Raw genomic sequence first — 13,317 nt, 5'->3', positions numbered from 1 at the left:
GAAGGGTTCCAATTGACACTCGCCCATGAGACATAGTAATAATTAACATTGTGCCGTGCTTCCCTGACTCGGCTTGCATGTATTCAATACTCAAAAAGGCTTGATGAAGAATAATGGATGAAGGACCATTACCGATAACCGACCTTGCAGAAGGGGATGAAGGTATAGTCTACCACCTTTCGGGCGGCAAAAGCCTCATGAGCAGGTTTGCTGCCATGGGTATAGTGCCCGGGGCTAAAATAAGAGTGCTCCGGAACAGCGGACGGCTTATCATAGTGTTTGCTTCGGACACGAGAGTAGCGCTGGGAAGGGGACAGGGCGAGCAAATCCTGGTTATCAGAGCCACCCCTCTTGAAGATAGAACAACGGAACTTGCGGGCAGGGAAACGTTCCTTATAGCTCTAGCGGGTCAGCCTAATGTAGGGAAATCGACGGTCTTCAACGTGCTTACCGGACTTTCTCAGCACATCGGTAATTGGCCAGGCAAGACGGTCGAGAGAAAAGAAGGGGTATATATAACAGACGAATATGAAATTAAGATCGTCGATCTTCCCGGAACTTACAGCTTGAGCGCTTTCTCCGAAGAGGAGAGAGTGGCTAGAGACTTCATTATCAATGAGCATCCTGATGCGACAATTCTCCTTGTAAACGCTTCAGCCTTGGAGCGGAGTCTGTATCTGCTTTCTGAACTGCTCCTTCTTGGTCCTCCCGTAATTGTGGCAGTTAACATGACCGACGTGGCCGAGGGGCAGGGGATTCACATAGATATCAAAGCGCTTGAGAAAGCCATAGGCGTGCCCGTTGTGCAATTGGTAGCCACTAAAAACAGAGGCATAAAAGAACTGATCGCGGAGGCGATCAGGCTTGCAAAAGGGGAGCTTTCCTGTAATCCTAAAATGCCCGATGTATCGGAAGATCACAGAGCCATTTATCACACGCTGATCCGGCTCGTCCAAGAGTATGTTTCGGCCCCTCTTACGAACGTGTGGGTGGCAACAAAATTGATGGAGGGTGACCAGGAGATTTCTCAACTCATAGAGGAAATAGTCCCTGTGAGCATATGGAGTGAGATCAACGCCCTTCTGATCAAACACGAGGATGCAATGAGAGCTGTAGTCGGGGGTCGCTATGACTGGATAGAGGAAGTAACGCGCGCTGCCATATCGAGATTCAAGATGGGGCAGGTCCTGATAACGGATCGCATAGATCACCTTCTTACCCGCCCCGTCATCGGCATTCCCGCCCTCTTGGGTATACTCGGCATTATTTTTGCGCTTACTTTTGAACTGGGATTTCCCGCCCAGAAATGGTTGGAGTATCTTATCGGCACGTTTGGCCAATGGGTCGACACGTATTTTTTCTTTGCCCCTCAATGGCTGATGAGACTGCTTGTTAACGGAGTAGTAGGTGGTGTTGGGTCTATTCTCACATTCATCCCACTGCTCGTCATATTCTTTGCTGCCATGGCCTTCCTTGAAAATGTGGGTTATATGGCCCGCGCTGCTTTTGTGATGGACCGGTTCATGCACATTGTAGGACTCCACGGAAAAAGCTTCCTGCCCATGTGTCTTGGGTTTGGGTGCAATGTGCCGTCCGTAATGGGCGCACGCATCGTGGAGTCGCGGAAGGCGAGGCTTCTTACCATATTCCTTACCCCTTTCGTGCCCTGCACCGGCCGCCTTGCCGCAATGACCTTTATTGCCGCTGCCGTCTTCGGAAGAAAAGCTCTTGTAGTATCGTGGTCCCTTGTGGCACTCAACATCGTTGCCCTAGGTGTTGCGGGCATGATCATTAGCAGATTGTTTCTGAAAGGAGAGCCCGTGCCTTTCATTATGGAATTGCCACTCTACCACAGACCTGATCTGAAAACCATCGGTCTGGTGGTGTGGAGCAGAACTATGGCGTTTATCCGCAAAGCAGGCTCCGTTATCATGGTTTTTTCTGTTGCCATATGGGTACTGTCCAACGTACCGGGCGGAAAAATAGAAACGAGCGTTCTGGCTTGGATCGGACACAAGATTGACTTCCTTGGCGCTCCCATGGGTCTTGACTGGAGGATGATCGTAGCCCTGCTGTCGAGTATCGTAGCCAAGGAAAATTCCATAGCGATCCTTGGAGTGCTCTACAACGTGGGAGAGCAAGGACTGAGATCGGTGCTGCCCACGGTGATTACCCGTCCGTCGGCGTTGGCATTTCTTGTTATGCTGATGATTTTTATACCATGCGCACCTACCATTACCGTCATGAGACATGAGATGGAGAATTGGAGATGGTTTGTTTTTTCCATTATATTTATGTTTTGTCTCTCCCTGATGGCTGGAATAGGCGCGTATCATGCGGCCCCGTTTCTTGGTCTCTGACCGGCAGAGTAAACTTATGCAAATTTTCGTTGAAAAAAGTATCGCATCGGGAGATTTTGTTCCGCGCGATGTCGGCGAGACGACGAAAATTACCATGATGTTGTGATGGTGGCGTCTTCTCTCTCATCATCAATACCGTCAACCTGTTCTCAGGCGGGGAGTGGAACTGTCCGTTGCTTCAGGCCTTCTGAATCAAGGAACGGGAGGATGGTACGTAAAGTAGTCCGTCAAAGTCAATGAGATTTTTCCTTGTTGCCTTTTTTCTTATTTACGGGAGCATGCATTTTTACGCTATCATGAAGGCCCGGTGTGCCTTTGGTTTCGGTCCGCTGTCCACTATACTTCTTACTTTCTTTATAATCACCATGCTCTTTGCCCCTATTATAGTCCGGATGTCGGAAAAGGTGGGCCTAGATAAATTTGCCATTGTCATGGCTTATGTGGGTTACTTCTGGTTTGGGTTGTTCTTTCTTTTTTTCTGCGCTTCTGTTCTTTTCGATATATGGAGGCTGGTGGTTTATCTGATCGGTTTGACTGCCGGAAAAGATCTGTCGCCTATTACCGGGGCTTTCAGGCTCTACTTTTACATCGCGGTGTTGTGCGCTATGTCCATTGCTTGCTATGGGTTTTTCGAGGCTGAGTGTATAAAGACGGAACGAATTGTGATACATACCGACAAACTCCCGAGAGGGATGAATTCTTTGAGAATTGTCCAGATTTCCGATGTACATTTGGGTCTCATAGTACGAGAGGAGAGGCTCCGAAAGATAATTTATGAGATTAAGAAGGCAAAACCCGATATGCTCGTCTCGACGGGCGACCTGTTTGATGGTCAGACGGATTCTATGAATAGCCTGGCCCGTTTATTCATGGAAGTGGAGCCTCGATTTGGGAAGTTCGCCATTACGGGTAATCACGAATTTTATGCCGGAATTTCCAACTTCATCTCATTTGCGCTGGAGTCGGGCTTCAAGGTCCTGAGGGGTGACGCAGTAACGATAGAAGGGGCAATCAATGTGGCTGGTGTCGACGATATTACGGGAATACATTTCCATCAATATGAGACCGTGGAGGAGAAAAGGCTTCTCGGAGGACTCGACCGCGACCGGTTTACTTTATTACTCAAACACAGGCCGGTGATCGACAAAAGCGCCCTTGGTTTGTTTGACCTTCAGCTTTCAGGCCATACCCATAAAGGGCAAATTTATCCATTCTATTATATAGTTAGGATGGTCTTTCCTTTTACTGCGGGCTATTATGACTTGGGTGGAAACTCACGGCTGTATGTAAGCCGGGGAACAGGCATATGGGGTCCTCCGATACGGTTCATGTCTCCCCCGGAGGTCACCTTGATTGAGTTGAGATCAGGAGTGAACATACCTGAGTAACTTCTCGCTTTCGCCCCCCCTCTTTCTGAATGAGAGTCCTCATTTTTCCAACTATCTTATCTTTTTGCGCGTTATACTGCATGGCGCCTAATCGTTTTGTGTTTCACCGTTTTTCTCTTGACAAGAATTAGCTGTTACTTAATAATTTAAAAAGTATTTAAAAGAGACAGTCTTTAGCTATGGATATCGGACAGAGAATCAGGCAGCTGAGGGTAGGAAAGAATCTGAATATCAGGCAACTTTCCGATCTGGTGGAAAGTGCACCTTCCATTATCTCTCAACTGGAACGGGGCAAGGCAGACCCGTCCATCTCCATGCTCAAAAAAAAATCGCTAGGGTACTGGATCCACGCATGACGATGTTACGACAAATATGAAAGACCGGATAGACATCCCGTCTTAAGCGGTGTGATGCGCATATTCAGTCCCTGGCAAAGAACATAACGAACAAAGAAATGCAGCCCTTCTGCACATGGGAGGTTCCCATGTATTGATTCCCACGAAAGTGAGGGGTTTGACTTTGTACTGCGGTTGGTTTTAGATGATCTTGAAATGATAGGGTGTACAAAGTGCAGCAGAACGAGAGTTTATGCTTTTCCTCCCAGATTTCACATAACTGGGTCAACATCGGCAACTTAAGATACGGTTATGGTGATGATCTGAGTAATTGCGCCTACATTTTAATTGTTTCAAGGAGGACACGATGGCGTTTCTGCCGGAAATGAGAAACAATTACGGAAGACTGAAGCTGTCTATCGACGGGAAATAGGATGGAGCCATCTTCTGTTCAGAGACAGGACAAAGCTTGGATTCAAGGTACCTTTGCCTGGCATTATGAAAAGTTGCGAGGACGATTGTACCATAGAATAATAGATGAGAGCAGGGAAGTCTATCCCTGGGCACATGTATCTTCTTTGTTTCCTATGTCTTGCGTGCAGCAAACTGTCTTCATATAAAGCAGAACGGAAATTGAACAGAGTGATGCTGTCCGGCCTCAGGGCGAAGGGCGTGAGGTTTATCGGGTCAGCGCGAGGGCAAGGGGTCCTGACAAAGATGTGATCTATTGTACCTGCACAAGCGGTGTGATCATAGATGTTTGTAGCCTGCTGCCATCATCAGATATATACTTAAATGGGCTATCCGGCGTGTGACCTTAATAGATCCGTTGATCCCAGGATCAGCTAATGGAGAATATGGCATGACAAAATGAAATGATGGTAGACAGGTATCCAAACGGCAAAAGATTAAGATGTTGAGCATATCTCAGGCCTAGCCTGAGGAAAGGCTGGGTATACCGGGTAGCCCACAAGTCAGGTAAGCCAAAGTGACCGCATTGGAAAGGGATCGTATGACCCCAAGCACAATTAATATCAAAAAACTATGTGATATTTTTGGCATAAACGAGGATCAGCTTAGAAACGCAGATAACCTCGACGAAGATGAGGTGATACAGATATACTGCCAGCTTGCGGGGATCGGCAAGAATCAGGAATGGTTATCATGAGCCAAACGGCAGATAGCATATAAAGGAGGCAGGGGATGGGACTACAAGGCAAGGTAACAGACGTATAGTTAAAGGAGTTTTTTGAATTGTATGACAGGCATGGCAAGAGGCCGTCGCTAAACGGCAACGGCAAGAACCATATCGTTGTCATGCTACGGGACTGCTGGCCGGAGCCAGACTCCTGCTTGACAGGAGAGAAAAACGGGACTAACTCGGCCACTCTGCCTGTCTTGCAGCAGATGGCGGAAAAGCAGTCCAGAATGCATACGTGAGTATGGGGCTGGCAATGTGAGTGTGAATGTAGGTTTCTTCCGGCTATATGCGCTCTTATGGTTTAGATCGAAAAAGGATTCCTTCTTCGAAAATGACAAGTCGAGAATGGATTCTATAAAATTATTTCTCGATGAAGAGATTGCTATGTTGAGATGGGTATAAGTGGACGGCAAGGGACGATTGTGATAAAAAAACAAAGGAGGTCGGTTATGAGATATTGGAAGATCGCGTTGATTGGTTTGGTCATGGCTCTCCTTGTGCCAGCATCCGGCTTTGCGCAGCAGGCGAAATTCAAGATCGGATGCGCTATTCCTCTGACGGGGGTTTTTGGAAGGGATGGGAATCTTGTGAAGGATGCGTATACTTACTGGGCTGAAACTATAAATGCCAAGGGGGGTATTACCGTCAAAGGAAAGAAATATCCTGTCGAGCTTCTGTTTTTTGACGATAAGAGCGATAAAGCCGAGAGCGCCAAATTGGTGGAGAGACTTGCCACCCTTGAAAAAGTCGATCTTATCCTCGGAGGGTTTGGGAGTGATTCGGTGTTCGCGGCCAGCGTCATTTCCGAGAAGTACAAGTACCCCATGATCAGTGGGGGTGCTAGCTCGAACAAGCTTTTTGAAAGGAACTTCAAATATTATTTTTCGACCCTAGGAAAGGCAACCGAGGAAGTGCGAGGCTGTGTCGAGATCGTGGATATTCTGAATCCCAGACCGAAGACGGCGGCCATTATCGGTTCCGATATCCTGTTCACTTCCCTTGCGGCGGAAGGGTTCAAGCAATACTGTAAGGCGAAGGGCGTAGACGTAGTCTATTATGAGCTCTTTCCTCTAAGTTTGGACGACTACAATTCATTGCTTTTCAAAGTGAAACAGAAGAACCCCGACATACTCCTCGTTGGGTCTCATCTCAAAGTCGCGCTCAATGTTATGAAAGCGCTGAAAGAGGTCGATTTCACGCCTAAAATGGTGGCGTTCAGCTACGGGCCTACAGTTCCAGATTTCATAAAATCCCTCGGTAAAGACGCGGAATATGTGGTGGCGGCTGCGGAATGGGCCCCCAACTTGCTGTATAAAGATGCGGTGTTCGGGACGGCAAAGGAATTGAACGAGAAATATTTCAAGAGATTCAACCGATATCCTGACTATGTCGAGGTCGCCTCTATCGGAGGAGCCCTTGTTCAGCAATGGGCCATCGAAAAGCTTGGCTTTACGCCTCCTCTCGGGGCAGCGGATAGGGTAAAGTTAATGGAGGAGCTCCATAAAATGGATGTTTCGACCGTATATGGCAAGATTAAATTCGGTCCTGACGGGGCCAACGTCGAGCATCCCCCTGTGGCCGTCCAGGTGCAGAGCGGAAGATTGGCCACGGTCTTTCCAAAGGAGGCTCAGGAGAAGCCACCGGTCTATCCTGCGAAACCGTGGAAGGAAAGAAAGTAGCGCATGACGCTTTTTGTTCAGGCGCTGATTAACGGACTCCTCATGGGAGGTGTGTACGCCGTATACAGCAGCGGTTTTTCCCTCATATTCGGCGTAATGAACATTGTGAACATTTTCCATGGTGAACTCATTATGATCGGTGCCTTCAATGCCTACTGGGTTTTTACGCTTTATGGCATTGATCCGTTCCTGAGTCTCCCGCTATCAATGATCTCGGTAGGAGCTATGGGGTACGTCATCCAGCGAATACTTATCAATAGGGTGGTTGAGTCCCCTCCCATGATCTCCTACATATGCACCTTCGGAGTGCACCTGATCCTTGCCAATCTCGCACTTCTGCTCTGGAGCGCTGATTTCAGGACCGTGACTACAGAGTATTCGGGTACGGGATTTTCCCTTGGACCCATAACGGTTCCGATTGCGCGTTTCGTTACCTTTGTTATCGCAATTCTAACGACTTTCGGTATGTATCTTTTTCTTGAGAAGACAAGATACGGCAAGGCGATAAGGGCTGCAAGCCAAGATAAAGAGATGGCCAGGCTTGTCGGGATTGATGTCAAGGCAGTGTATGCCCTGACGTTTGCTGTGGGGGCGGCAATTACCGGTATGGCGGGGGGGCTCCTGTCCACATACTTTGTTATCTACCCGCAGATGGGGTTGCCGTACACGATTATCGCGTTTTGCGTGGTAGTCCTTGGTGGCATGGGGTATATCCCCGGGGCTCTTGTGGGAGGGATACTTCTCGGAGTGATCCAGTCGCTTACCGCCACATACCTCAATTCCGGCCTTTCGGTGGCGGTTACCTTTATTCTTCTTTTTATCATACTTATCCTTAAGCCGCGCGGTATTATGGGGAAGGGGATTGTAGAATGAAACCAAAGGCGTATGTCTGGCCCGCCATAGCCTTTCTGTTGGCCCTGTTCCCATTGCTTCAGTTAGAGGGATACTATTACAGAGTCCTTTCCATGATATTTCTGTGGGTAGGTCTCGCTTCTGCTTGGAATCTCACCTCGGGTTTTACAGGGTATATCGATTTTGGCGCTGTTGGCTATTTCGGCATAGGAAACTACGCCACTGCCCTTCTTATGGCTAGAGGGGGAGTCGATTTCTTTCCTGCGGTGTTCACGGGAGGTATTCTCTCTGGAGCCATTGCCCTTTTTATTGGAAGATATACCATGAAACTCCGGGGAGCTTACTTTGGGATCGCCACCCTGGCTTTTGCGGAAGCGGCAAAACAGATTGTTCTTGAGTCTGACAGAACGTTTAAAATGACCCTCTTTGAGGGAAGCCATGGGATCACTTTGCCTATCGCCCATGGCGAGCCTTTCTTCTATTACACGTTTCTGGCGACAGCGTTCCTCATTGTTCTCACCGTCTACATTATTAACGGGCATAAATTTGGGTATGCCCTCAAAGCTATCAAAGAGGCTGAGGATTCGGCTGAACTAGCTGGCATTGATACGCAGCGTTGTAAGGTGTTGGTATACGCCCTTACGTCTGCGATGATCGGGGTTCTGGGAGGGATCAATGCGTACTGGCTGACCTATATCAGTCCTAACGATGTATTCAGCGTGATCCACACCATACAGATGATCGTCATGGCACTCCTCGGCGGGACGGGGACTGTCTTCGGTCCCGTACTCGGGGCAACCATGCTGAGTATCGCCAATGAGGTAATCGGCGCTAGGTTTCTTTACACATATCTTCTGATTCTTGGATTCATAATTTTGTTCATTGTTATATTTCTGCCGAGAGGGATTACAGGGCTTATTTCTCTAAAAAGGGTTAGGAAATGAGCAGCAGTATTCTGTCGATAAGGGTTTTGTGTAAAACATTTGGGGCATTAAAAGCTTTGAACAACGTGACCTTCAATGTTGAAGAGAATGAGATTCTCGGAATCATTGGACCTAACGGGGCAGGCAAGACCACCCTGTTCAACGTCATCGTAGGTATCTATAAGTCAGACGGCGGGGATATAACGTTCAGGGGTCGAAGCATAAAACACCTTTTACCCCACGATATCTGCAGGATGGGAATCACGAAGACATCCCAGATAGTTCACCCTTTTCTTGCTTTGACTGTGAAAGAAAATATTATGGTGGCCCTTATGTTTGGGCAGGGTCTTAATAAAAAAGAATCCAAAAAGAAGGCGGATGAGATCATGGAGTTTCTGGGGATCAGCGATGTGAAAGATATGCACTCTGCCGCTATATCTCTCCCGAAAAGAAGAAAACTGGAACTTGCACGTGCCCTTGGAACCGGGGCGGAAGTGATCCTTATGGATGAAAATCTCGCGGGCCTCAACCCAATGGAGCTTGAGGAAGGTATGGATATCGTCCGTGAATTGAAAAGAAGAGGCAAGACCCTAGTCATTGTTGAACACATAATGAAGGCGATAATGGGTGTATGCGGCAGAACGATTGTGCTCAATTATGGGGAAAAGATAGCGGAGGGAACCCCCTATGAAGTATGTAGCGACGAGAAGGTTATCACTGCATACCTTGGGGAGAGAATATGCTCTCAGTAAGACATATAGATGCATTTTATGGCGATGTTCAGGTCCTCTTCGACATTAACGCAAAGATAAGGGAGGGTGAGCTTGTCTCCATTATCGGTCCTAATAGTGCGGGGAAATCAACCCTCCTCAATTCGATCCTGGGCCTCGTCAAAGTATCCAGGAGAGGACCAGCTTCCGGCATATTTTTCAACGGCGCTGACCTAACATCCATGAGGACCGAAAAGATCATAGGGCAAGGTATAGCTATAGTGCCAGAGGGCGCGAAGGTATTCCCGGACATGTCCGTCTATGACAACCTCTATCTCGGTGGTTATATAAGGAAAAATCATACTGACGAGACATTGGAAGAGATCTTCGTAATGTTTCCTCGCCTGAAGGAGAGGCTTAAGCAGCAGGCGAAGACGTTGAGCGGCGGGGAGAGACAGATGCTTTGTATCGGAAGGGCGCTCATGAGCAATCCCAGACTGATTGTCCTTGATGAGCCGTCGTTTGGGCTTCAACCATCCATCGTACTCCAGATATTTGATGTAATAAAGATGATCCATGAAAGGGGGGTAACCATTCTGCTTGTGGAGCAGAATGTGAACCATACCCTTACAATTACAGAAAGAACATACGTTCTTGAGCATGGAAAGATCGTTCGGGAGGGAAATAGCGAAGATCTTATCAGAGATGACTATGTTAGGAAGACCTATCTTGCGATTTAACGGCGGACCGTTTTAGAAACAGGAGCGAAGCTGCCGTGTTTCCAAAAGTACACCCGGTATTGACAATGAAGCTTGTACAACGATACCGATATGTCTAACTGGTTTAGCGGGAAAACTGATCGGTGTTGGCTGTTGAGTTTATGTTGAATGAAGAGAAGGTAATAGTGGGCGTGAATTACGGCATTGATCAGCTTGACGCCACACAGGTCAGCCTCAGTAAGATCAGTCTTCTTGCCCTCTTTGCCATTGTTTGTTAGCCGCAGTTGACGTTGATCCAAATATTACGTCGAGATATGCCTCGGTGCGGTGATCTCCGGGACCGTCACAATTACCGACGCAGCTACATTGATCGGCAATGTGCCCGATACTGAAACAGATCATGTTTTTTGTATAAAGAGACCAGAGATATCAATCATTTCAACGGTATAGCAGACGAATAGGTAACCGGATGGGAGAGCTTGACGAACACCTGATTCGGAAATCTCTTGTTATTGGCTTTGCTCCCGTTTATTCTAAGGAAAAATGACACCACCATGCGCGTAGCAATTGTTTTGAGGGCCATATGGTCTATTACCCTAGGAGCGAACGTATCCATGGAGGTCAATTATAGAGATTAGAAATTTGGTAATGGTTGTGGAAGTTGGTTCCAGGCAAACAGTCGTGAACCGTATTGACGAGGATGCGTGGGTAAGTCGACCGCCTGTCTTTTTACTTTACAATGAGATGTTTTTTTGTTAGTTTTGCTAATTGTGGAAATTTTGACGGAAGCGTAGTGAAGGTATGACTTTCCCAAGCTGCACGATGAAAAGCTTGATAATATTTTTATGTCTTCTCTCGGTGATATTACCTGTGGCCGGATTGGCAAAGGACGCGGTAATGGAGGAGGAGATTATAAAGCCCCCGGAGACCTGGATACGGGAGGAGTTTGCCAAGCCCCAGGAAACAGAGAAGATTGTCAAGATCGAAATAACCGGCAACGAGAGTGTTGATAAAGGATTCATAGCTAATGCCATTAAAACCAAAGAAAATGATCCCTTCAATCTCGAAAAAATCAGGGAAGATATGAAAAGCATCTATAGGACTGGTTTTTTCAGCGACGTCCAGATTGATGTGAAGGATTCAGACAATGGGAAGATCGTCACCTTTGTAGTAATAGAAAGAGCGCCAATACAGGCGATTTACGTGTCAGGCAACAAGCAGGTAAAGACATCGGAGATAAGAGGGAAGCTTAAGATAAGGACCAACACTGTACTTAACATCGAGAAGATAAAAGAAAGCATGGATGAAATACGGAAGTTGTACGGTAGCAAGGGTTATTACGCCGCGAAAGTAGGTTACGAGATTTCGTACGAAGAAGGCTACCGGGCGGTTGTTAGGTTTCTCATTGACGAACCAGAAAAGGCATATGTGCGGAAGATAGAGTTCACAGGCATAAATGCGTTTAAAGCCGATAAACTTAAATCGGTAATGAAAGTGAGAGAGAAAGGCATACTCTCGTGGGTCACCGGATCCGGTATTCTTGATGAGGAGAGCCTTGAAGATGATAGGAAACGTCTGGAAGCGTATTACCACGACAACGGTTATGTAAAAGTGAAAGTCAAGGTTCCCGATGTAACTGTTTCGAAAGATGGAAAATCGATAAGCGTAACAATACCCATTGACGAAGGCGAACTTTATAAGACAGGAGCGATAAAATTTACAGGTGACCTGCTCTATGATGATGTGATGCTCTTGAAGGTGATGAAAACCAAAACGGGACAAGCCTTCAGTGCTTCGTCTTACCAGAACGATATACTTACCTTTACCGACCTTTATCAGGACAAAGGATACGCTTTTTGTGACGTAACCCCGCTTACCTCAATAAATGACGAAATGAAGACTGTCGATCTTACCTTTGAGTTCGCAAAAGGGCATGAAATTTTTGTAAATCGGATCAACGTGTTCGGCAATATCAGAACGCGGGATAAGGTGGTGAGAAGAGAGATGAGACTGGCCGAAGGGGACAGATTTTCTGCTTCTAAGTTGAAGAGAGGCAGAATGCTGTTGATCAACACCACGTATTTTAAAGATGTGGATATGAAGATCGCGAAGACCGACGAACCAGACAAGGTTAACATTGATGTCAGAGTAGAAGAAAAACCGACTGGTAGCATGAATATGGGTGTAGGATACAGCACTGCGGAAGGCCCCATCGTCACAGGGGCTGTGTCTCAGGAGAATCTTCTCGGCACAGGTAGAAAAGCATTTCTTACTGCTTCCGTTGGTGGCATTACGCAGCAATTCAGGTTGACATTTGTGGAGCCGTATCTTTTTGACCGGAATATCTCTGCAGCTTTTTCAGCGTTCAACTTCAGAAGAATCATGGACAATTACGATTACAAGCAGATCGGAGGAAGCGTTCAGTTCCTGAGGCCACTCACCGACTTCATTAAGGCGGGCTTGAGATACAGGTACGAAAAAACCCAAGTGACCAATATTGATTTCAATGCGAGTCCAACCATTAGAGAACAGGAGGGGACTTTAGCCACAAGCAGTGTTGCTGTGAGCCTTCTCAGCAACAGGATAGACAACATTATGAATCCCACGAGAGGTTCAAGATATGAGATAAGCTACGAATTGGCGGGTGGCCCCTTCTTTGGAGATAATCAGTTTCAGAGAGGAGCTGGCGCATATTCCATGTATATACCGACAGGATTCTGGGAAAGCATCTTTTTTGTGCGGGGGACAGCGGGCATATTGAGGCCTTACGGCGGTAAGATGCTCCCTCTTTACGAGAAATTTTATGTGGGTGGCATAAATACTGTAAGAGGTTTCAAATACGGATATGCTGGGCCGAGAGACACAAATGGTGATCCGATAGGTGCTTCGAACCAGTTGTTTTTCAACTTCGAATGGATTTATCCGATCTATCAGCCTGCGGGAATAAAAGGAGTCCTGTTCTTTGACGTGGGTTCAGGATTTGAAGGGAGTGGCGGTTGGGTCTTAAGCGGTGCAAAAAAAACCGCTGGTGTTGGTCTCAGGTGGTTTTCACCTATGGGGCCGATCAGGGTAGAACTCGGATTCAACCTGAATCCGCAGAAAGACGAAAAAGGGAGTGTGTTTGATTTTACAATGGGTACACAGTACTAA

General features: G+C 47.1%; 11 protein-coding genes. All 11 read left to right on the top strand.

What is annotated here, in order from left to right; genetic code table 11:
* Window positions 1-113: 113 nt before the first annotated feature.
* Window positions 114-2,360 carry a ferrous iron transport protein B gene (feoB, locus tag LBQ00_06575; GenBank protein MDR2018516.1) on the top strand — a complete coding sequence of 749 codons (2,247 nt, stop codon included), beginning with the start codon at window positions 114-116 and terminating at the stop codon, window positions 2,358-2,360.
* 236 nt (window positions 2,361-2,596) lie between these two features.
* Window positions 2,597-3,748 carry a metallophosphoesterase gene (locus LBQ00_06570; GenBank protein MDR2018515.1) on the top strand — a complete coding sequence of 384 codons (1,152 nt, stop codon included), beginning with the start codon at window positions 2,597-2,599 and terminating at the stop codon, window positions 3,746-3,748.
* Between the two features lie 179 nt (window positions 3,749-3,927).
* A complete protein-coding gene (locus tag LBQ00_06565) occupies window positions 3,928-4,104 on the top strand; it encodes a helix-turn-helix domain-containing protein (GenBank protein MDR2018514.1) in 177 nt (58 codons plus the stop codon).
* A 991-nt stretch (window positions 4,105-5,095) separates the two neighbouring features.
* Window positions 5,096-5,251 carry a hypothetical protein gene (locus LBQ00_06560; GenBank protein ID MDR2018513.1) on the top strand — a complete coding sequence of 52 codons (156 nt, stop codon included), beginning with the start codon at window positions 5,096-5,098 and terminating at the stop codon, window positions 5,249-5,251.
* A gap of 86 nt (window positions 5,252-5,337) precedes the next feature.
* Window positions 5,338-5,523 (top strand): hypothetical protein, encoded by a 186-nt coding sequence (locus LBQ00_06555; protein ID MDR2018512.1) that lies wholly within the window; start codon window positions 5,338-5,340, stop codon window positions 5,521-5,523.
* Window positions 5,524-5,733: 210 nt separating this feature from the next.
* Window positions 5,734-6,963 (top strand): amino acid ABC transporter substrate-binding protein, encoded by a 1,230-nt coding sequence (locus LBQ00_06550; GenBank protein MDR2018511.1) that lies wholly within the window; start codon window positions 5,734-5,736, stop codon window positions 6,961-6,963.
* A 3-nt stretch (window positions 6,964-6,966) separates the two neighbouring features.
* Window positions 6,967-7,836: a branched-chain amino acid ABC transporter permease gene (locus LBQ00_06545; GenBank protein MDR2018510.1), complete on the top strand. Its 870-nt coding sequence runs from the start codon at window positions 6,967-6,969 to the stop codon at window positions 7,834-7,836.
* Window positions 7,833-8,759, top strand: coding sequence for a branched-chain amino acid ABC transporter permease (locus tag LBQ00_06540; protein ID MDR2018509.1), 927 nt, complete (start codon window positions 7,833-7,835; stop codon window positions 8,757-8,759). The genes LBQ00_06545 and LBQ00_06540 overlap by 4 nt, the downstream gene beginning before the upstream one ends.
* Window positions 8,756-9,490: an ABC transporter ATP-binding protein gene (locus LBQ00_06535; protein ID MDR2018508.1), complete on the top strand. Its 735-nt coding sequence runs from the start codon at window positions 8,756-8,758 to the stop codon at window positions 9,488-9,490. Before LBQ00_06540 ends, LBQ00_06535 begins: the two co-directional genes overlap by 4 nt.
* Window positions 9,478-10,188 (top strand): ABC transporter ATP-binding protein, encoded by a 711-nt coding sequence (locus LBQ00_06530; protein ID MDR2018507.1) that lies wholly within the window; start codon window positions 9,478-9,480, stop codon window positions 10,186-10,188. Before LBQ00_06535 ends, LBQ00_06530 begins: the two co-directional genes overlap by 13 nt.
* An 876-nt stretch (window positions 10,189-11,064) precedes the next feature.
* Window positions 11,065-13,317, top strand: a complete 2,253-nt coding sequence (gene bamA, locus LBQ00_06525; protein ID MDR2018506.1) for an outer membrane protein assembly factor BamA — start codon at window positions 11,065-11,067, stop codon at window positions 13,315-13,317.

Source organism: Syntrophobacterales bacterium (assembly GCA_031274925.1).
Classification (GTDB): Bacteria; Desulfobacterota; Syntrophorhabdia; order Syntrophorhabdales; family Syntrophorhabdaceae; genus PNOM01.
This window is presented reverse-complemented; position numbering and strand designations above follow the sequence as displayed.

Coding starts and splice junctions, on each gene's coding strand:
- feoB (MDR2018516.1), top strand. CDS start 114: ATGGATGAAGGACCATTACCGATAACCGACCTTGCAGAAGGGGATGAA.
- LBQ00_06570 (MDR2018515.1), top strand. CDS start 2,597: ATGAGATTTTTCCTTGTTGCCTTTTTTCTTATTTACGGGAGCATGCAT.
- LBQ00_06565 (MDR2018514.1), top strand. CDS start 3,928: ATGGATATCGGACAGAGAATCAGGCAGCTGAGGGTAGGAAAGAATCTG.
- LBQ00_06560 (MDR2018513.1), top strand. CDS start 5,096: ATGACCCCAAGCACAATTAATATCAAAAAACTATGTGATATTTTTGGC.
- LBQ00_06550 (MDR2018511.1), top strand. CDS start 5,734: ATGAGATATTGGAAGATCGCGTTGATTGGTTTGGTCATGGCTCTCCTT.
- LBQ00_06545 (MDR2018510.1), top strand. CDS start 6,967: ATGACGCTTTTTGTTCAGGCGCTGATTAACGGACTCCTCATGGGAGGT.
- LBQ00_06540 (MDR2018509.1), top strand. CDS start 7,833: ATGAAACCAAAGGCGTATGTCTGGCCCGCCATAGCCTTTCTGTTGGCC.
- LBQ00_06535 (MDR2018508.1), top strand. CDS start 8,756: ATGAGCAGCAGTATTCTGTCGATAAGGGTTTTGTGTAAAACATTTGGG.
- LBQ00_06530 (MDR2018507.1), top strand. CDS start 9,478: ATGCTCTCAGTAAGACATATAGATGCATTTTATGGCGATGTTCAGGTC.
- bamA (MDR2018506.1), top strand. CDS start 11,065: ATGGAGGAGGAGATTATAAAGCCCCCGGAGACCTGGATACGGGAGGAG.